We start from the raw sequence: 20,584 nt of genomic DNA, 5'->3' as shown, positions 1-20,584 counted from the left end.
ACTCGAACGGCACGCAGTTACTTATTGGCCATCAGCTCCTCAACCAGCTTGGCCAGGAGCGCGGGATCGTCCTTCTCCCGCAGGTGTTCGATGCGTGTGGCCGGAATCTTGAGCTTCTCCAAGACGACGATGAGGTTTTTCCAGTGCCGCGCCCGGGCTTTGCCCTCGGCCAAGTACAGTTCCGTGACCAACTCCGAGAGCCGCTGCAGTGCGATCTGGTCGGCGTGCTCGTAGTAGTTCTTGATGATGTTCTGCTGGTATTTGCTGTATTCCGCCACAGGCAGGAGTCCTTTCCGACAGATTTGGATACGGCTGGCGCGACGCCCGGTTCATCGCCGAGGCAATTCTAGTCTTATCGGCACGGCGGCAGCATTCCCCTTGATCGCCAAGATTGCTGGCACTTCGACTCAAGCCCAGGGAAGGCCACCAAGAATTCTGGACCGCAAAGATGGCTTTGAGGGCCTTCCCTGGGCTTAGGTGCTGCGGCGCTATAGCAGCAAGTTAAATGCCGGCGCGAGTGGTTTGTGGAACCGACCTAGGCTCGCTAAACTGCTGTCTTGAGCTGGCAAAATGCCCCCAACCTTGGGGGCTTGGCGTCTGGAATGGGAGTGGCGATGGGAAACGTGGCCAAACTCGAATTCGGCGACAAGAAGGTCGAATTGCCGGTGATCGTCGGGAGCGAACAAGAAACCGGCTTGGATATTTCCAAGCTGCGCGCCCTCACCGGGGCCATCACGCTCGACGACGGCTACGTCAACACCGGCTCCACGACCAGCGCGATCTGCTTCCTTGATGGCGAGCAGGGCATTCTTCGCTATCGCGGCTACCCCATCGAGGTTCTGGCCCAGCATTGCAGCTTCGTCGAGGTGAGCTACCTGCTGATCTACGGTGAATTGCCGAACGGCGCCCAGTTGCAGGAATTCAGCAACAATCTGCGGCGTCACACGATGCTGCACGAGGACATGCGGCTGTTCTACAACGGCTTCCCGCGTGACGCCCATCCGATGGCGATCCTGAGCTCCGTGGTCGGTGCGCTCTCGACGTTCTATCAGGACGCCCTCGACCCGCACGACCCCAAGCAGGTCGTGATTTCCATCTACCGGCTGATGGCCAAGTTACCGACGATCGCGGCCTTGGCCTACAAAAAATCGGTGGGGCAACCGTTTATCTACCCGCGCAACGATCTGACGTACTGCGAAAATTTCCTGCAGATGATGTTCGCCGTCCCCAGCGAGTCGTACGGGATCGATGCGGAAATGGTGCAGGCGCTGAACCTCCTCCTGATCGTACACGGCGACCACGAGCAGAACTGCAGTACGTCGACCGTGCGGATGGTCGGTTCCAGCGATGCGAACCTGTTCGCATCGATCTCGGCCGGCATCTGCGCCTTATGGGGACCGCTACACGGCGGAGCGAATCAGGCCTGCGTGGAGATGCTCGAAGCGATCAAGGACTCGGGCGGCGATGTGAAGGCCTACATCAACAAAGTCAAAGACAAGACCAGCAACATTCGCCTGATGGGCTTTGGCCATCGCGTCTACAAGAACTACGACCCGCGGGCCACGATCATCAAGGCCAGTTGCGATCAACTCTTGAAAAAGCGGCACATCAGCGACCCGATCTTCGAGATCGCCCAGGAGTTGGAAGCCGCCGCGCTTTCCGATCCGTACTTCATCGAACGGAAGCTCTACCCGAATGTGGACTTCTATTCCGGCGTGATTTACCGCGCGATGGGCCTGCCGGTGAGCATGTTCACGGTGATGTTCGCCATTGGCCGCCTGCCCGGTTGGATCGCCCACTGGAAAGAAATGATGGAGTCCCCCAGCAAGAAAATCAGCCGCCCACGGCAGATTTACACCGGCCCGGTGGAACGCCCATTCCTGCCGATGAAGGACCGCAAATAGTTCGTTTGTCGTAACAACACTAGCGCGTCGCGACAGAGGTCCGTGCCATGTCAGTTTCGGATCAACAATTGCGGTGGGTGCCTGGGGCAGGGGCAACGATTGCGCAGTCGCCATGGTCAAGCCTCTGGGGCTTCGCTGGACTTGCCAACAAACCGCCACGATGCCCCAGCCAGTTCGACGTGGTTGCCTCTACCGTTCGCCGCAGCCCCAGGCACCCACGTCGAACTTCTGAACCCAACATTCCCGTATCAATTCGTCTTACCTCGCCATCATGCTGAACCGCTTTGAGGCCGATTGGCCGCATGGGTCGAAGGAACTTCCGTCACACGCGCAGGCCGTGATTATCGGCGGCGGCATAGTCGGCTGTAGCGTCGCGTATCACCTCACGCTGGCCGGCTGGAAGAACGTCGTCCTGTTGGAACAAAACCGCCTTGCCGGTGGCACGACTTGGCATTCCGCGGGCATGATCGGCCGTTTGCGAAATAGCAACGCGCTGACCAAGATCAACAAGTACAGCGCTGATCTCTATTCCCGCTTAGCGGAAGAAACGGGCGAACCCACCGGTTGGAAGCAAGTCGGCAGCCTGATCGTCGGCACGACTCCGGCGCGGATGCAATTGCTGGAGCGCACCGCCGCGATGTCCGAATTATTCGGCGTGGAAGTGCACTTGATCACGGCCGACGAAGTCGTCGGGCATTGGCCGTTCTTGCGGCGGGAAGACATTCTCGGCGGCGCTTGGCTGCCGCTGGACGGCAAGCTACGGCCCGACCTGACGACGCGCGCCTTGGCCAAAGGCGCGGTCGATCGCGGCGCCAAGGTGCTGGAACACGTCGAAGTCCAGAAAATCCTGACGCAGAACGGCCGCGCGTGCGGCGTAGAAACGTCGCTCGGTTCGATTCGCTCCGACGTGGTCGTCATCTGCGGCGGGATGTGGACCCGGCAGTTCGGCCAGCAACACGGCATCCAAGTGCCGCTCCATCCCGTGGAGCATCACTACATCGTCACCGAGCCGATCGATGGCGTCCACGACGACATGCCGGTGGGACGCGATCCGGACCGCGCGATTTATTTCCGCACCGACGGCAATCAGATCGTCCTGGGCGCGTTTCAAAAGCACTCGAATCCGTGGACCGTGGACCGCGTGAAGAAAGATTTCAGCTTCGAGTTGCTGGAACCGGATTGGCCGAAATACGCCGAACCGCTGGCAAGCGGCAAGTGGCGAATTCCGGTGTTGGAGAAGGTGACGTTCCCGGTGTTTTGCAATGGCCCGGAAAGCTTCACGCCGGACAATCATTTCATCTGCGGCGAAGCCCCGGAATTGCCTGGCTGCTATGTCTTGGCGGGATTCAATTCGGTCGGGATCGCGAGCGCCGGCGGCGCCGGCAAGGTGCTGTCCGATTGGATCGTCGACGGGGCGCCGCCCTCTGACGTGTGGAGCGTCGATATCCGGCGCTTCGCGCCGTCGCAGAACAATCGCACGTTCCTGCGCGAACGGGTGGCGGAAGTGCTCGGCCTGCACTATCAAATGGCCTGGCCGAACTACGAATTCGAGACCGCGCGCCCTTTGCGGATGTCGCCCATCCACGAACGGCTCGCCCAGCGCGGGGCCTGCTTCGGCAGCAAGATGGGCTGGGAGCGCCCCAATTGGTTCGCGCCGCCGGGCGTCAAACCGGAGACGGTCTATTCCTTCGGTCGCCAGAATTGGTTCGAGTACTCCGCCGCCGAGCACCGCGCCGCGCGGGAACGCGTCGCCGTGTTCGATCAATCGGCGTTCTCGAAGTTCATCTTTCAGGGCCCGGACGCGCTGGAGATTCTGCAACGGCTTTGCGGCAACGAAATGAACGTCCCGATCGGCCGCGCGGTCTACACGGGTTTGTTCAACGAGGACGGCGGGTTCGAGAGCGACCTGACGATCACTCGCTTGACCGACGATCGGTTCTATCTGGTCTCCGGCAGCGCGCAGACGATGCGAGACTACCACTGGATTCGCAGCCATATCCCCGCAGAAGCCAACGTCCAACTTCACGACGTCACGGCGCAGTACGGCGTGCTGGGATTGATGGGCCCTAACTCGCGCGCGCTGTTGCAGAAACTAACCGACGCGGATCTCTCGAACGCGAGTTTTCCATTCGGCGCGGCGCGCTGGATTGGCATCGGCCGCGCCACGGCGCTGGCGATCCGCATCACCTACGTCGGCGAGCTGGGCTGGGAACTGCACGTGCCGGTCGATCAAACGGCCTGCGCGTATGATGCGCTGGTCGCCGCTGGCGACAAACATGGACTGACCAACGCCGGACACTACGCAATCAATTCGCTGCGATTGGAAAAGGCCTATCGCGCCTGGGGCGCGGAGCTTTCGCCCGAGGACACGCCGCTCGAAGCCGGCCTGGGCTTCGCCGTGGCCTGGGGCAAGTGCCCGGAGTTCCTGGGCATGGACGCGCTGCTGCAACAGCAACAAGAGGGTGTGAAGAAGCGGCTCGTCACGTTCACGATCGACGACCCGGAGCCAGTGCTCTGGGGCAGCGAACCGATCTATCGCGACGGCCGCGCGGTCGGCTACACCACGAGCGGCGCCTACGGCCACACGCTCGGCCACGCCATCGGCATGGGCTACGTCAGCCAGGCGGAACCGATCGACAATGCTTTCATCCGCGCTGGCAAGTACGAAATCAAAGTCAACGGCCAGCGCTACGCGGCGACGGCGCACCTGCAGCCGCCGTATGATCCGAAACGGGCCCGAATCCTGGCGTAAACCATCGCCTCCTTTCGCTCCGCGAAAGGCGAACATGACGTGCGCCAAGTCTATCCGCGCAACAATCGTCGGCGTGCCAGCAAAACGCCCCCCAATCCGCAAAGGACGAGCACTGCCGAGGTTGGCTCGGGCACTCCCACCGGGGCGCCCGCGCCGAAGTTGTTACGGACGTTGTTCAGGTCCGTGATGTCTACGTCGAGATCGCCGTCGGTGTCGCCCAGCCCTTCGCCGCTGAAATTGTTGCGGACGTTGTTCAGGTCCGTGATGTCGACGTCGAGATCGCCGTCGGTGTCCCCGAGTTGTGTTGGATCGGGATCAGGGAACTCACCAAGAAACTGAATGTTGTCTAACCAGAGAGTCGTTTTCCCCTGCAACGCCTGACCGCCGCCGCCCCAGAGCTGCAACGTTAACGCGCGAATATCGTTGATCGCCCCAGTGGGCGTAATGTCGAGGTTCACCCAAGCGCCGCGACTGCTGAGATTGCCGGAGTGCTGAGGCGTCCAATCCCAGTTGTCGCCAGTGCGCGCGACAATGTCCAAGTATCCGTCATCGAGCCAAGGCGTGTCAGGAGATTCCTCAGCCACACGAACATCGGCAATGAAGAGGTAAGCGGGCGTGGCATCGAACGGAGTTGGAAAAATGTAAGTGAAGTCCCCCTTTTCCTTGAGGCCGGCGGCGTCGAAATCGATTTCGATCTTCAATGAACCCGAAGCGGGATTGTCCGAGGAATCCACCGTGGGATCCCAAGACGCCGTCGAGGGAGCGCTGCTCCACGTTTCGTAAAACCAAGCCGCGGCTTCATCCGCGGAGTTGAAATCGCTGACGACGTAGTCCGCGCGAACGCCTTGATGCGTGTTCACGGCGACAAATCCCAAAACCAGCGACACGCAGAACAGCCGACGGCTTTGCGCCGACAAGAACGCAAGAGACATGATACGAATCCTCAGCGATGTGGGCGCGAGACTTGAACAAGTCGCAGGAGGCGGCGTAGCGGGACCGACGTCCTTGCGCCGACAGTGTAATTGCCACGATCGTGGTACGCCAAGTCCCGGCGCGATTTTTCGGCCACTCGCCAAGTGGCAATTCCGAGTCGTCGCTCAGCCCCAACGGGGCGTCAGATAATAGCCAGCGGTGCGAACCGCTGGAAATGAGGGCCCCAACAAACAGTGCAGCCCCACCGGGACGACACCTTTGTTGTGTCGCCCCGGTGGGGCTCTGCACGTTTTGTTCGATCAATTTCCAGGGGTTGCCACCCCTGGCTATTATCTGACGCCCCGTTGGGGCTTTATCGAAGTTGGGATCGGGGCATACGCGCACGCTACGGAATCAGCAACACGCCACCCGTTACCGCCGCGGCTTGCACCGCGGCCCCGCGGACGCTGACTGGCACGGGCGGAATCATATACGGAGCACAGTCGCCTGGGCGATAGTAGCCCAGCGGATAGACGCATTCCCAGGGGGCTTCAACGCCCATCTTATACGGCAACACCGGCACCGTGGCGAAGAACATGCCGCCCGAGATGACCGGCTGCACGACGGGTCCCCAGGAGTGACCGTAGCGTTCGAGTTGCACGTCTTCAAAGTAGAGCGGCTTGTGGCACAGGCCCGAGGCTTTCCACATGAACGTGGTTTCGTCCCACATGCGGGCCTCGAACGGTCCGCTGTGTGGCGCGGCGCACTCCTCTGGCATCCGTCCCGGCGTCGCCTTCGTGGCATCGGTCAAATCGTGGATTGACCGCGCATTCTTGATATCGCAACTGCGACGGGACTGCGCGCCGTTGCTGTTGAGGAGCGGCGCGGAGCGTTCCATCGGCTCCGGATCTTGCTCCTGCGAGATCAACTCGTATTGCTCGTAGGCGACTTGATCGACCGAGGAATCTAATTCCTCCTCGAACATCGGTGGCGCCGGCGTCGGCGACAACTTGGGCGCGTGCGCCAGCGTTTTCAATTTCGTCGCTTCGCTGGCTCGCGCCTTGGAGCGCTTTGCCGCGGGCTTTGCAGGTTCAGGCGTGCTCGATTCGACGGTGCGAATCTTGAGCACGCTCGACTTGCGTTCGGCCGCTTGCGCGCTGGCCGTGAGCAGCAATGCCAAACCGGCGCCGGCGACCAGTTTGGTCCAGGCGTTAGGTCCCTTCGCCGCCACCGTGTTCGACGGTGTAATTGGGCGCTTCCTGCGTAATGGCGATGTCATGTGGATGGCTCTCCCGCACGCTGGCGGCTGATACCTGGATGAACCGCGCTTCGTTGCGCAGCTCGTCAATGTTGCGGCACCCGCAATAACCCATGCCGGCCCGCAACCCTCCCACGAGTTGATATACGAATGGTCCCAAAGGTCCCTTGAACGGCACGCGTCCTTCGACCCCCTCGGGAACCAACTTATCTCCGGTGCGATTCGTCCCCTGGCGGTAACGCTCGCTGGAGCCCTTGACCATGGCGCCGAGCGAACCCATCCCGCGGTAGACCTTGAAGCTTCGTCCCTGAAACAAAATCTGTTGCCCGGGGCTTTCGGCCAGGCCGGCGAACAATCCGCCCACCATCACGGCGCTGGCGCCGGAGGCGATGGCCTTGGTGATATCTCCCGAGTAACGAATCCCTCCGTCGGCGATGATCGGAATCTTCCGTTCCTTAGCTGCTTCGACCGCGCCCATGATCGCGGTCACCTGCGGCACGCCCACGCCCGAGATGACCCGCGTCGTGCAGATCGATCCCGGGCCGATGCCCACTTTCACCGCGTCGGCGCCGGCCTCGATCAAGGCCGCCGCGCCTTCGCGCGTGGCCACGTTTCCGGCGACGACGTCGATATCCCAGCGTTGCTTGATTTGTTTGACCGTCTCGATCACGTTGGCCGAGTGCCCGTGAGCACTGTCGACCACGAGGACGTCGACCCCCTTGGAGATGAGGCTCGCGATCCGGTCGTAGTCGTAGACGCCCACCGCAGCCCCCACCCTCAGCCTCCCTTGCCTGTCTTTACAGGCTTGCGGAAAGCGCCGCATCTTATCGATGTCTTTGATGGTGATCAGGCCGGTCAGTTTTCTATTTTCGTCAACCAGCAAAAGCTTCTCGACCTTATTTGCCATCAAAATCTTCTCAGCTTCCTCCAACGTCACGGTCCCCGTAGCCGTTACCAACGAATCCCGGGTCATGACCTCGGAAATCTTCCGCTCGCTGTCCTCCTGAAAGCGCAGGTCACGGCGCGTGATGATGCCGGCCAGGCGGCCTTCGACCGTGATCGGCACGCCGGAGACATTGTGCTGGGCCATTACCTCGCGGGCCTTAGCGAGGGTGGCCTCCGGAGGCAAGGTGACCGGGTCGACGATAATCCCGTTAGCGCTCCGTTTGACGTGGTCGACCTCCTCGGTCTGCCGCTCGACCGAGAGGTTCTTGTGGATGACCCCCAGGCCCCCCTCCTGCGCGAGCGCAATCGCCATCTCGCTCTCGGTCACGGTGTCCATGGGAGAGCTGAGCAGCGGAATGTTCAGCTCAATGCGCTTGGTCAACCGCGTCGCCACACTGACCTCGGCCGGCACCACGTCACTAAACCGCGGCTCCAGCAACACATCGTCAAACGTAATGCCCAGGTACGCCACCTTGTCAGCCATATCTCAGTTACTCCTCCTGGGGTCGGCGAGGGGGTAACCCGGCATTATCAGGTAACTGGCGGGGGTTGAGGAGGGGGGCGCCTCATACCAACTCGACGCGCCAGTGAAGGGCCGATCTCACAGAACTGCAATTGACGCCCGCGGTTAGGTCGCCCGAGATTGCCCGAGCAGTTCGCCTGATTCACGACGGAGGGCTGGGGCATGCCGCGCTGGATATCAATCGCCTTGGCGCTGGTGTTGCTTTCATCGTCCATTTCCGTGGGTCGGGAGCATGAGCCTGTGGCGACGCCCATAGTCCAAGGTCCCTACTTGGCCGACTACTGGAACTTCAACGCAAGTCCGTTTTACGACGACGTGCGCACCAGCCAGACTGATATCACGCAAGCCCGGCTTCACCTGGGTTACGAGCCGCAACTCACCTTTGAAGAAGGTTTGCGCCGTTCGATCGAGTTCTATCTCGCATAGGCGAAGTCTTGGTTCGCTGGCATCTGCGCATTCGCTGAATCGAACAAGCGAAGTCGCCTGGCGCGGAGCTGCGCTGAGGTTGACTCTGTCCTCCATGATTTTGTCCCGCTAACCGAATCTCCGCGTTCATTGGCGTAGTCGATGGATGAGGCTCGTCGCGGCTTAGGCGAGAAAAAAACGGGCTTTGCTAACGGCGCTGTAACGTCCACTCGGATGCTGCGCTGAATACAGAGTTGCGGCAAAAGCGGCGATTTGCACGGCCCTTGCCCCGACCGGCACGGTAGACTTGGTGTCGGCTGCGTCGGGAAGCGGAAGCAATGATCGTCCAGGGATGTCGCAACTCGTCTCGAACCAATCGAACTCATCCCGGCCACGCGCTGTCAACCGATGCGCGGCGTCGGAGTGATCCCTTGCGAGGTGTCCAATGAGTCGAGGCCCAAACGAGCACCGAGTAGTGCTCTCGAAGCCGACGTTTCGACAGTTGGCGATGGCATTACTCTTGGCCATGCCGACCGGTGCAACTGCCGCTGCTCCGACAGAGATCGCGGAGCAGTTTCGAGCCGCCGCGCAGACGCACGGCAAGCTTGCACTGGGCGAGATCTCGGCGTTCAAGAACACCTATCTGGCCGACGTGACGATTCAGACGCCGAAGATCGGCGATGACGGTAGCCTATCCGGGACGGCGACATTCGCCGGGCAGGACGCGCCGGTCCTATTGCAATACGTCGGCGGAGAATCAGGCGGCGCGGGACAGTGGTTGCTGGCCTGGCGGCTACCGACGCGCAACCTCGGCGAATTGATTCCCGCGATGGCCGCAGTCGCCAACCAAGGCCTGCAATTGGCCACGCCCGTGATGATCTTCTCGACACAGCCCGTCGAAATCGCTTCGTCGTCGATGGCCGCCCCGGTGAGAGATTTTTACCGTGAAGTCTATGGCGACGGTGCGTACTCGCTGCATGTTGAGGACGGCGTCAATCTCGTGACCTCGATTGAACTTCGCGGCGAGTTGCTGGCTGGCATGCAGACCTTGGGCGTCAATCCGCAAGGCCTGGTGCTGGAAGGCGTGGTGTTAAAGAACTTCGATGCGACGACATTGCGCCAAGCCCGCGATCAAGGCCGGCTGATAAGCGCCGTCTCCAAAGACGCTGTACTCCGCGCCAGGCTGGCGCAAGGCGCGATCATCAATCTGCCCGACACTTTCCAAGTGAGTGAATTCGCGCTCCTCGTCACGGGCAAGCCGTCGGTCGGCGTGGCGTTCAACATGCTCGTCGGCGCCGGGAGTGATCAGCGCAAATTCATCTGCGAGGGCTTGTTTCTAGGCGGACAGCCACAGGGCGGCGGCATGTCCGGTTTCTCGATCACCGCCCGCAGCGACGACGCATCGCTCTGGCGAAACGCACTCGGCATCTAAGGGCTGGAACTGCTCTCCGCGCAATTGGCGCTCAAGAACGAACTGAGCAACGGCGGCCCGCCGCGACTACAGATCGGCGTCCAGGGGGACTTGAAAGTAGCCAACAAGCGGATTGGTTTGGCCGGTGGAATGGCGGCTCGAAAAGGCCCGCCCAGCGTGTTCCTCAAGGGCTCGATCGACTCATTGAATCGTGATGATCTCGTGGCGATGGCCAACGATCTGGCCGGCGCGGCGCATGGCGGCGTCGAGTCTCCGGTAGCGGCGGTGCTGCTACCTGACTTCGACCTGCGACAGGTGACGGTCAACTTCGCCCCCGCGGGCGGATCGGAGGAGCTCGGCGTGGAGAGTGGCGTCGGCCTGCGAGGGCAACTCTACCTGTTTGATCGCCGCGCCGCGGAGGTTGACGGTCTCGTGGACGTCTCCAGTCGCACGCCGAAAGCGACGGTCAAGGCGACCGTCGCCGAGTTTCAACTCGGGCCTTTGACGTTGCATGAAACCGAACTCGACATCTTGTTGGCGGCCAGTGCAGACAGTCACTTTCTCGCCCGCGGCGGTTGTGATTTGTTGGGCAACCGCGTCGCCGCGTTGGCGAACCTGAGCGCCCAACGGTCGGAAGTTACGATGTCCGGTCGGATCGCCAACGCGTTCGACGCGGATGTGTCCGTGACCAGCGACGTGCGGAACGCGGAGTGGATGTTCTCCGCGGGACTCAAAAACGACTTCCATCGCACGTTCCAGAGCCGTGTGTCGGACGACATTCTGGCTTGGGCCGGGCAAGCCGAACAGGATTTCGCCAAGGCCAACGCGGACTTGGAGCAAGCACAGCGCGACGTGCGCAGGATTGACGCCGACATCGCGAAGGCGCGGCAGCAAGTCGAGCGCGATCGTGAAATCAATGAGTCGGCCTTGCGCCGCGCCCAGACCGATCTCAACAAGATTACGCGTGACATCGACGCCATGCGCAAAGTGGTGAAGCAGGAACGCGCACAGCATTTGGCCGGCATCAACAAAGCCCAGCAAGATGTGAGCCGCATCAGTGCGCAAATCGGCGCGCGGCGCAAGGCCGTGGCCGTCCAGCGTGAAAAAGACCTGGCGGGCGTGAAGACCGCTCGCGACCGCGCCAAAAGCGATCTCAACAAGGCCGAGGCGACGTTCCAGAAGGCTGTGGCAGCCTGGAAGAAAGCCAAGGGTCTCGACAAGATCGCCAAGGGTGTCGACAAGGACGCGAAAGGAATTGACCGTGACGTCAAGAAGGGCGTCTACCAGGCGGCGGCCGGCGCTTACGAAGCGGCGCGAACGAATCTCAATAAGGTGCCCATCGATCTCGATCCGCAAACCGTGGCCCTCGCAGCGCAACAACAGGTCGCGCAAGCTGCCCTAGGTGTAGCGGAGGACGCCCTGAAAGCGATTCATGGCACGGCCCCGATTGACGCCGATCCGCGCGTCGCGACGTTATTCGCTGCCAGGGATACGGCGAAAGGCGCCGTCTCCGTCGCTCAGGCGGCCTTCGATGCTGTGCATTCCGTAACCCCCGATGCCGACCCGCGCGTCGCATCGTTGTTTGTCTCGCGAGATGCGGCGCTGACTGCCCTGGATGTGGCGAAAGCCGCCGTCGGCGCTATGGGCGACGCCGTCCAATGGGCTGCTAAGGCGACAGCCGCGGCGGCATCGGGTCAACTGCTCGCCGTCGAGAGCGCCCGGCTGATGTGCGGCCTGTCCGTTTTCGAACAAGGCGGGCAAATGGAGTTACTCGTCGTCGGCCGAATCATGAATGAACCGCTCAGCTTGCAGTTGAGCGTCCACACCGCGGACTTGACCAACGGCAATCTGTTTCAACTCGCCTCACAGCGACTCATCCCTTCGCAGCAAACAACGGCGACTGCCACCGCGTCGACGCGCATGACACAACGCAACGTCACGAGCGGGCGGCCAAATGCGCGAACTGGTGATGCAGCGCCCACGGATCAATCGGTTCGCTCGCGTACGACTTCCGGTCGTACAGCAAGTCGTCCCGCTGCGAGCGGCAATGACCGAGCAGTTGATGAAACCGGACAGCCCGCTGGCGCCGCGAACGGACCTTCAACTTCACCACCGTACGTCGCACCGCCGGCGCCACGAGCCGCACGTTCCCTGGCCGCGGCCGTCAGTGAGCTCCTGGCGGAATTGAAGTCCTCGCCCCAGGGCGCAGGATGGATCAAGTATCTGCGGCTGGCGCAACTGGAGCAATTGGCCGACGGAGAACTCTTCGACGTCTACGACATCAACTCCGAGCCGTATACGCAGTTCCTGAAACAGTTCGACGCTACGGCGGCCAATCCGGAGTTCAAAACCATCAGCGGTATGGACGCATTCATCGAAGTGCGGGAAATGTTGCAAGAAAAAGCATCGCTACCGGCAGCAGTGCCGCAATGAGGCCCGATCGCAACGCAGCAGGGATAGAAGCGTAAAGTCGTTTGGATCGCGCTACGGCTTGATCACCGACCAAGTCCAATGGCGGTCGCTTGTCAGGCTGACCGTCTCGGGCGAGAAACCCAATGCGCCGACCGTCGCCTGAACCTCGTCGAGGCTTAGGGCGGCGTGGAGCGAATCCCCAAACAACTTGCGCTGATGCTCGTTCGCACCCACAGCGTGTTGTTGGACGAGCATGCGCACTTGTTCGGCGGAATCCGGGCGCGCCAGATCGCGGAAAAACAGCCGGCCGCCGCTGCGCGTGACGCGTACTGCTTCCGCAAACGATGGCGCAGGATCGGGAATGTGATGGACGATGCTGTTCGACATCACTGCGCTAAATCGCCCGTCAGCGTAGGGCAGGCCCTTGGCGTCGATGCGGTCGAGCATGATTCGATCGCGTAGCGAAGCTACCTCCACGTTCGCCTTGGCGACGAGTAACATCTCCCCGGAAAGATCGATCGCCAGCACGCGCCCTTCTGCCGACTGCCGGCAAAGTTCAATGGGAATTTGCGCCGTACCGGTTCCAAGATCGAGCACTTCGTCGAGGTCGGGCGACGTCGTTAAAAAGTCGCGGACGAACACACGATTGACCTCGCGGTGGTCCATGGAGTCGTAGTCGAGCGCATCCTGCAGCGACTCCATGACCTCCGGTTCGAGCGTACGCGGGAGCATTGTCATGCGAGTTCAAGGCAAGGCTGAAACGGGGCAGGACGGTCCAACCGATTGTCGCTAACCGGAGACCAATTAACCAGCCCGGCGCTGCAGTGTTCTCCCTGAAAAGTGCGGCCGCGCCGGCGATCGTTGAGTGCGGGATGAGGCCAGGGCGTTCGCCCATAGTTCGCTCAAGGCCAGCCAAAGACTGGGGCAGTTTGTCAGCCGATAAGGGCTGTCCGCGGGCAGTTGTTGCATTAGCCGGCAGTGCGCCGCGCCGAGGTGGTGATATGGCATCGACGGGAACAAGTGGTGCAAGGCGTGGTAGCGCAGCCCGACCGGAGCCCAGAGTGCGCGGAACCAATTGCCGCCGGGGTAGTTCACCGAGTCGAGCATTTGCTCGACGAACGTCATCTCGCCGCCGGTGTTGGTGTAGCGATGGGCGCCGAGCGTGCGAATCTGATTGATCAGCATAATCAATACGGCGGTCAGGTAGCCTTGCAGCAACAACGCCGCCGGCCGTGGCACGAGGCCGAAGTACATCGCCGCCGCGTTGCCCCAAACGAGCGCACAGCATGCGCCTTCCTGCACGCGCCACACCCAGCGATCGTTCCGCGTCGGCAGCGGCCGCACATAGTAGGGATCCACCACCATCGACGAGCAGTGGCGCTGGACGAACTCGCGCACTGACGGGCTGAACCAGCAAAGCGGCGTCAGCAAGCCGAATCGCGCCACGGCGATCACCGGCATTACCAGGCATTGCGCCAGATAAACAAACAGATGCCAGATCGGCCGCGCGCCCCAGGGTAGATATTCGCCGTCGTCCGAAGTGCCAAAATGGCGGCGCATATGATGCGCCACGTGCGTGTGATAGAGAAACGACGGCATCAGGAACGGAATGCCGCACAGTAGATTCCACGCCAGACGGAAGCCAGCAAATTGTCCGCGCCGCAGATGCGTTAATTCGTGCGTGAACAGCGTGGCTCGATAAAACGCGAGGACGGAAACAGCGAACGCCACGGCGATCAGCGGCCAATTGAGCGGCAGGCGGCGAATCGCAAAAAAGCCTGCCACGCCGAGCGTCATGCTCGCCAGGAAATCGATCCAGTATAGCCAGGGGTTCGGCTCGAACAGATCGCGGACGATCCCGCGCGCCTCGCCAATCGAGAACGCGCCGTGCGCAGCTTTGCCAGATTTCATCAGGTTGTTCCGAATTCGTAGCTCGATGTCTGCGGACGACGTTCGTGAGCGCAAACTGCAAACGGCGAACCAAGGAACCTTCCATGGAGCTGACTCGACATGATCCGCACACGGCGGATCTGTGAGCCACTGGGGCAATCGCGGACCAAGGGTCCGGCGATGCGGCGTACGCGGGGTGGGACTTCCAGTCGAAGTGCGTACGCCTGTGGGGGCGTGGGACTCCTAGTTTGCCAGAAACCAGCCTGTTGTCAACATTTTTCCTGGCACATGCCGTGCCAAAAAAAACACCGCTCAGGTGAACCTTTTAAGGAATTTCGGCCAAGCCAGCCGAGTCGCTCAAGAGTTTCAACTACCGTCGGTAAATCCCCATCACCGCGAAGAGTCGCGCAAGGGAGGCGGCCAACATGCCGGCAATCGCTTTTCTGAATAACTGCTTCACCTACTAACTACTCCACCTACTTCTTATCCCCTCATTCATCCCCAAAAATCTTCGTGTTCTCTTCCTTCGTCACCGGCGATTGCATGTCCGTTGTCAGCAGCTTCACTTGCAGCCGGGCGTCGCCGGCTTCGAGCGTCTTGGCCGTCAATTGTAGCGTAACGGTATCGCCGGGGGCGAGCGTGGGGATTGGTTCGAAGGCGACCTTTTGGCCGGCAATCTTGTGCCGGACCGGTCCCTCGGCGGCCACGAGCTGCATTTCCACCGGCAGCATGGCCACGATTTCCACGTTCGAGGCGGCCTTCGTGCCGCCATTTTTCACGACGATCTCATAGGCCGCTTCGCCGCCAATCTCGACCGGATCTGACAAGTCGATCACCTGGAACTCCACGGCCGCGAGCCCCTCGACCAGGATCGGCTGCTCCTCGACGTCCTCCAGGCCACGCTGGGCGCGGCCTTCGACCCGCAGGACATGTTCGCCCGGCTTGGTCGGCCGCGCGGTGACGGTAACGTTCCCCATCTCATTTGGCGGTAGTTCGTCCAGCAGCCAGTAGACGGCCCGAGTTTGTGGGTCGTACTGACCAGCACTATCAGCGGAGACGAACTCCATGCCGGGCGCCAGGAAGGTCACCAATTCGATCTCTTTCGCTGGCGCGGTGCCAGGATTGGAGACGGCCAACGTGTACGTCGCGTCGCGATCAAGGAACCTGCGGCGCGGACCTTGCAACTCAACTTTCAATTCCGGCGCGACGACCGCGATCGCGGTCCGCTGTTCCACTAGGATGTCACCATCCGCGCGGACCGAGACCACGTTCGTGGCTTCCATCGGCCTCACCGCCGAAAGCGTCAGCGGCAGTTCCTTCGATTCCCTGGGTTTGAGCGTCCCGACGCGATATTCCAACGAAGCTCCGGCCGGGTGTTCGAATCCGGCCGGGACGATTTCTTCCAGGCTCACTCCCGTGGCGACGCCCGTGCCGGTGTTCGTCACGCGAACGAAGAGCTGCGCCCGCTCGCCGGACAATACGCTCTTCGGCGCTTCGACGGACAGTTCCAGCACTGGCCGCGTGACCAGCGTGCGGACCGCCGCGTCGGCGCTGAAGAAGACCCGCGCGACACTGCCGATCTCCCCCTCGGTGCGCGGCGTGACCCGCATCTGCACGGTGATTTCCTCACCGGGCGCCAGCGTGCCAAGCGACCAGACCAACTCGCCGTTCGGTCCAGGCGCGATCCGCGGTTGCGTGGCGACCAGGTCAGCGCCCTGCGGAGCGACATCGTGGATTTCCACATCGTGCGCCGGCGCATCGCCGACATTCTGCACGCGAATCTCGTAGGCGGTCTCGATGCCGAGTTGCACTTCCGGCGGTCCGGTTTTATGAATGACCAGCGCCGCGCCTTGCTCCTTCTCCAGTTCAGGATCGCCCGGCACGCCTGCGCTGACGGCGCCTGATTGCAATCTGGTTGCCCGCGGCGCCGCGGCGACGGCGCGCTCGCTCATCGCTTCAGGCGCGCTCGGAGCATCAGCAATGGGTTCGTTGTCCCAGCGACGCGGTTCCGCTGGCGTGGGTTCGAACTTGCTGGCGTTGTTCTGTTCTTCGCCAGGTGCGGCCACGATCGCGCGCTGTGCAGCGGAATTGTCTTCGGTCGCTGGCTCCTCGCCCTGCGATGCGGCGGTCGGCGCTTCCTGCGACGACTCGTATGGTTGAGTGGCGGCCGGTTCTTCCGCTACGACGGGTTCGTGCGGCGTTTCCGACTGTTCGCCTTGCCACTCGGAGTAACGATTGTCGGCCGCCGGCGCGGGCGATGCCTCGTCGGCCGGCGCAGTGTCGTCGGCTGCCTGATTCGGCGTACTGTTGTCGAAGTCAGTCTCCGCATTTGCAACGGGCGCGACGGGCACGAGATTTTCCGCCGCATCGCTGATCAGGTTGCCGGCTTCTTCGACAACCTCGTTCGCGGCCGCTTCGATATGCTCTTCGGCCTGGCGATAGTCGGCGTAACGATCGTCTGGCGGCGGCGCGGCGACGAATTTCGCCGTGGTTTGAAACGGGTCGGTCTCGGAGACATTCGCCGTGGCTTCGTTGACGGCCTCTTCGGCCGCGGCCATTAAGTGCGATGCGCTGCTCTTGGCCGCCTCCGTAAGCTTCTTACTTTCGTTTTTCGCCGCCGCGATTTTATCCGGCGTGGGCGCGGATTTTTTACCCCAGTACTGGGCCGCCTTCACGCCGATTAACCCCAAGATCACGACGCCGGAAACGACGGAGACCCGGATCAGGATTCGCTTCATCCCTGCGTTGTCCATAACGCCCACCCATTGGCGGCAAACAGCCGCGATGATCGGTAATTCATGCCCCGGCGCGTGGATGCGCCTTCCCTGGCAATCCTGCAATGCGCCTAGTTAGCAGATGGGCGAAATCGGGAACAGATCAGTTGCGTATCGCCGGAAGTTTGGGCAGCTTCGGCAAACTGCGGACGACGATCCGACGATTTAGAAACCAAGCCAAGTGCCGACTTGATACGTCAGCAGCGCGCCAACGTACGCCAAGGCGGTCATGTAGCCGAAAGTGAATGCCGGCCAGCCCCAACTGTTGGTTTCGCGCTTGATGACCGCCAACGTCGCCGCGCATTGGGCACAAAGCGCGAAGAAGACCATGATCGAGAGCGCCACCGGCACCGTGTAGATGGGGCGATCGGTCCCGTCCCACCGGGCGCGGCTAAGTCTTTCGCGCAATGACGTTTCTTCTGGCTCGTCGCCGACGTTGTAGATCACCCCCAACACGCCGATGATCACTTCGCGGGCCGGGAACGAGGCAATCGCCGCCGCGCCAATCCGCCAGTCCCAGCCGAGCGGTCTCACGGCCGGCTCGATCCACTTGCCGGCCTGGCCGAGCCAACTGCGCTGCTGGTAAAGCGAAGCGACCTCGTGGTCGATCTCCGCGAGCCGCTCTTCGGCAACTGTTTTGTCGTCATCCGCGCCGGTCTCCACGACGGTTTCGAGGCGCTCGCGCTCCGCGGCGTAGGGACCTTCGACGGCGGCCTCGTCGCGCGGAAAATAGCTCGCGGCCCAGACCAGCACGCTCACCGCGAAGATCACCGTCCCCGCGCGCTGAATAAACGCCCAGCCGCGTTCGAGCATTCGGTACAGTACGCCCGTGATGGAAGGAAACTTGTAGCTGGGCAGTTCCATTACGAACGGCGGCGTCGCCCCGCGCAATAAACTGCGCTTGAGCACCAGCGCGACGAGCATCGCCGCGACGATGCCGAGCAGGTACATCGCGAACATCGTCAATCCGCCCAACGATAGCGTTCCGAACAGATACGTCTTCGCTGGCAACATGCCGCACAGCAGCGTGTAGACCGGCAAACGGGCGCTGCAACTCATCAACGGCGCGACCAGGATGGTCGTCAAGCGATCGCGACGGTTTTCGATCACCCGTGTCGCCATGATCCCGGGCACGGCGCAGGCGAACGACGACAGGAGCGGAATAAACGATTTACCGCTCAAGCCGACGCGCGACATGAGCTTGTCCATCAGATACGCCGCGCGGGCCATGTACCCGCAGTCTTCGAGAATGGCGATCAGGCCGAACAGGATGAAGATCTGCGGCAGAAACACCACTACGCTGCCGACGCCGCCGATGATGCCGTCAACGACCAGCGATTGCAACGGGCCTGCCGCCATCCGTGAACCGACCAGCCCTTGCAGCCAACCTTGCCCGTCTTCGATCATGCCCATCAACGGGTCGGCCCAGACGAAGATCGACGAGAACAACAGCATCATCGCCAAGGCGAAAACGAGCGTTCCCCAGACTTTGTGCGTGAGCATGCGATCGATCGCGTCGCTGCGCGTGGCCGGACGCCGCGAGGGCCGGGCCACGACGCCGTCGATGATGCGCCCGACCCAACCATACCGGGCAATCGCTTCGACGGCCGGCACGGGAAATCCCGCCGCGGCCAGTCGCGCGCGGGCGTCGACAAGCGACTGCGTCAGCGCCGCGTGTTGGTCGCCTCCGAGCACGCCTTCGAGATAGTCGCTGGTGTCGAGCAGCAACCGTTCCACGAGATAGCGCGGCGTCGGCGCATCCCGTTCGAGCCGCTCGGAAAGCTGAGCGACTTCGCGCTGAAACGCTTTCGGGAAGGGACTCTCGCGTTCCGCTCGCGGCTGTTCGACTGCGGCCGCCAATGCGTTGGCTAGCTCCTTCAATCCGCGACGGCGATTCGCCTGCACGGGCACGACCGGAATGCCAAGTCTTCGCGCCAACTCTTGATGATCGATCGAAATCCCGCGCGTCGCGGCGACGTCCGTCATGTTGAGCGCCACGACGGTCGGCAGGCCAAGTTCCAGCGCCTGACTCACCAGGTACAGATTGCGTTCCAGATTCGAGGCGTCGACGATGCAGAGGATGGCATCCGGCGCGGGCGTATCGGCGCGTCGCCCGAGCAGGACGTCGACGGCCACCATCTCGTCCGGCGAGCGCGGCGCCAGGCTGTAAGTGCCCGGCAGATCGACGAGCGTAAAGTGGCGGCCGGCGTGATTCAACTGCCCGGTCTTGCGTTCGACCGTGACGCCGGGATAGTTGCCGACGCGTTGCCGGACGCCGGCCAGCGCGTTGAAAAGCGTGGACTTGCCGGTGTTGGGATTCCCGATCAAGGCGACAGTGATCGCGGCGGTGGTCGGCATAGCACAGCGCCATTCATGACGGCGGACAGAAGGGGACGCGGCTCTTGGCTGGCCGGTCGTGCCGCGGCGATGCGAATTCCCGCAACCCACCGCGACCGCCTAGGCTGGCGGCGTGAGTTGATAGTTTATCAGGCTTGGACGTGGTTGGGGAGCGTGGGGAATTACGAGCCGCTATTGCGACTCCCCGATCGCCTGGCTGAGCATCTTATTGGAGGCCAGCATTGGCCCGAGCAGCAGAAATGGAAGAATCAGCGGCCAAGGAAACTTGGCCGATGCAAAGGCGATGCTGAAGAACCATGGCAATACCATGGCCACCAGCCAAAGCATCGTGTTCCACTTCAGCATGGATTTCTTCTCCGAGATTTTCATACTGATTCACTTATCCCAGTTGTGGTCTGCTGAGAATTGAAAACTGAAGCGCGCGCTCTGATTCTAACCTCTGGCACATGGGAATGCCTACACTCGCCCCTCCACCGCCACAATCTCCAGCCAGGCATCGAACGGCAGCTGTTCGCCCGACGGCGCGGGGCCTCGTTCGACGTGTACTTCCAGGCGGTTGCGCTGCTGAAGTTGATCGGTAATGTCGAGCCGTCGGGTGGATTGTGCTGCATCGACGGCATGGCATTCCGAGTCGTTCAGCTGCCACGACTGGACGCCATCGACCGGTAGCAGGCAGAACCAGACGCGCGCGCCGGTTTCGAGACCGGTGGGACGTCCGAAGCGGCGGGTCCAGCGCATGGCGTAGGAACCGTCGATCCGTTCCGCATCCCAAGGCCCGCGCAGGCGGATGACGTGAGTTTCGCTCATGCCGCGCGATTATAGCGTGCTGGCGGCGATTCAGCGGGAGCGCGCAGGGCGGCGCGTCGGCATTTTCGTTTCGGTCGCCGCGTGTTGCGCGAAGACGGCGTCGGTGGCGCGCGTGTTGGCCGCGGTGTGCTCAATCAACCGACATTTCCCAGATGGGTTGAGCCGGGAACCGCTCCAAGCTGGGAATGTCGCCTATTTTGACAAGCTGCGTCCCCCTCGGCAAGATTGTGCGG

General features: G+C 61.9%; 16 protein-coding genes. 6 read left to right on the top strand and 10 right to left on the bottom strand.

Translation table 11 applies throughout. The annotated features are described in order from the left end of the window. Window positions 1–17: 17 nt before the first annotated feature. Complete coding sequence (locus tag SGJ19_02270; GenBank protein MDZ4779061.1) at window positions 18–278, bottom strand: hypothetical protein; 261 nt, start codon at window positions 276–278, stop codon at window positions 18–20. A 336-nt stretch (window positions 279–614) separates the two neighbouring features. Between SGJ19_02270 and SGJ19_02265 the strand changes: the two genes are divergently transcribed. Together SGJ19_02265 and SGJ19_02260 are read left to right on the top strand one after the other, a co-directional pair. Continuing rightward, window positions 615–1,904 carry a citrate synthase gene (locus SGJ19_02265; GenBank protein ID MDZ4779060.1) on the top strand — a complete coding sequence of 430 codons (1,290 nt, stop codon included), beginning with the start codon at window positions 615–617 and terminating at the stop codon, window positions 1,902–1,904. 271 nt (window positions 1,905–2,175) lie between these two features. Then, window positions 2,176–4,656: an FAD-dependent oxidoreductase gene (locus tag SGJ19_02260; protein MDZ4779059.1), complete on the top strand. Its 2,481-nt coding sequence runs from the start codon at window positions 2,176–2,178 to the stop codon at window positions 4,654–4,656. Window positions 4,657–4,706: 50 nt separating this feature from the next. Here SGJ19_02260 and SGJ19_02255 read toward each other — a convergent pair whose 3' ends face one another. The 3 genes from SGJ19_02255 to guaB form a co-directional block, all read right to left on the bottom strand. Continuing rightward, a complete protein-coding gene (locus SGJ19_02255) occupies window positions 4,707–5,588 on the bottom strand; it encodes a PEP-CTERM sorting domain-containing protein (GenBank protein MDZ4779058.1) in 882 nt (293 codons plus the stop codon). Between the two features lie 386 nt (window positions 5,589–5,974). Next, a complete protein-coding gene (locus SGJ19_02250; GenBank protein ID MDZ4779057.1) occupies window positions 5,975–6,847 on the bottom strand; it encodes a hypothetical protein in 873 nt (290 codons plus the stop codon). Then, complete coding sequence (gene guaB, locus SGJ19_02245; protein ID MDZ4779056.1) at window positions 6,780–8,255, bottom strand: IMP dehydrogenase; 1,476 nt, start codon at window positions 8,253–8,255, stop codon at window positions 6,780–6,782. The genes SGJ19_02250 and guaB overlap by 68 nt, the downstream gene beginning before the upstream one ends. A gap of 201 nt (window positions 8,256–8,456) precedes the next feature. Here guaB and SGJ19_02240 point away from each other — a divergent pair, with 201 nt between their 5' ends. The 3 genes from SGJ19_02240 (at window position 8,457) to SGJ19_02230 (ending at window position 12,543) form a co-directional block, all read left to right on the top strand. Then, window positions 8,457–8,720 carry a hypothetical protein gene (locus tag SGJ19_02240; protein MDZ4779055.1) on the top strand — a complete coding sequence of 88 codons (264 nt, stop codon included), beginning with the start codon at window positions 8,457–8,459 and terminating at the stop codon, window positions 8,718–8,720. Window positions 8,721–9,144: 424 nt separating this feature from the next. Continuing rightward, complete coding sequence (locus SGJ19_02235; GenBank protein ID MDZ4779054.1) at window positions 9,145–10,131, top strand: hypothetical protein; 987 nt, start codon at window positions 9,145–9,147, stop codon at window positions 10,129–10,131. 24 nt (window positions 10,132–10,155) lie between these two features. Next, on the top strand, window positions 10,156–12,543 hold the full coding sequence (locus SGJ19_02230) for a hypothetical protein (GenBank protein ID MDZ4779053.1): 2,388 nt from the start codon (window positions 10,156–10,158) through the stop codon (window positions 12,541–12,543). Window positions 12,544–12,594: 51 nt separating this feature from the next. Here the strand turns inward: SGJ19_02230 and SGJ19_02225 are convergent, their stop codons facing one another. From SGJ19_02225 to SGJ19_02200, 6 genes are all read right to left on the bottom strand, one after another. Next, the gene (locus tag SGJ19_02225; protein ID MDZ4779052.1) at window positions 12,595–13,260 is read right to left on the bottom strand and encodes a class I SAM-dependent methyltransferase; all 666 of its coding nucleotides are present in this window, start codon (window positions 13,258–13,260) and stop codon (window positions 12,595–12,597) included. 66 nt (window positions 13,261–13,326) lie between these two features. Further along, entirely contained in the window at window positions 13,327–14,433 is a 1,107-nt protein-coding gene (locus tag SGJ19_02220) for a fatty acid desaturase (protein ID MDZ4779051.1), read from the bottom strand. A gap of 470 nt (window positions 14,434–14,903) precedes the next feature. Then, on the bottom strand, window positions 14,904–17,150 hold the full coding sequence (locus SGJ19_02215; protein MDZ4779050.1) for a hypothetical protein: 2,247 nt from the start codon (window positions 17,148–17,150) through the stop codon (window positions 14,904–14,906). A 201-nt stretch (window positions 17,151–17,351) separates the two neighbouring features. Further along, window positions 17,352–19,544, bottom strand: coding sequence for a ferrous iron transport protein B (feoB, locus tag SGJ19_02210; GenBank protein MDZ4779049.1), 2,193 nt, complete (start codon window positions 19,542–19,544; stop codon window positions 17,352–17,354). 171 nt (window positions 19,545–19,715) lie between these two features. Continuing rightward, the gene (locus SGJ19_02205) at window positions 19,716–19,913 is read right to left on the bottom strand and encodes a hypothetical protein (protein ID MDZ4779048.1); all 198 of its coding nucleotides are present in this window, start codon (window positions 19,911–19,913) and stop codon (window positions 19,716–19,718) included. Window positions 19,914–20,000: 87 nt separating this feature from the next. Beyond that, entirely contained in the window at window positions 20,001–20,351 is a 351-nt protein-coding gene (locus SGJ19_02200) for a hypothetical protein (GenBank protein ID MDZ4779047.1), read from the bottom strand. On the opposite strand from SGJ19_02200, the gene SGJ19_02195 reads away from it, so the two are divergent. Then, window positions 20,350–20,584: hypothetical protein (locus SGJ19_02195; GenBank protein ID MDZ4779046.1), on the top strand; the 235-nt coding region annotated here is incomplete at its 3' end. The genes SGJ19_02200 and SGJ19_02195 overlap by 2 nt on opposite strands.

The sequence above is a fragment of the Planctomycetia bacterium genome (assembly GCA_034440135.1).
Lineage (GTDB): Bacteria > Planctomycetota > Planctomycetia > Pirellulales > JALHLM01 > JALHLM01.
This window is presented reverse-complemented; position numbering and strand designations above follow the sequence as displayed.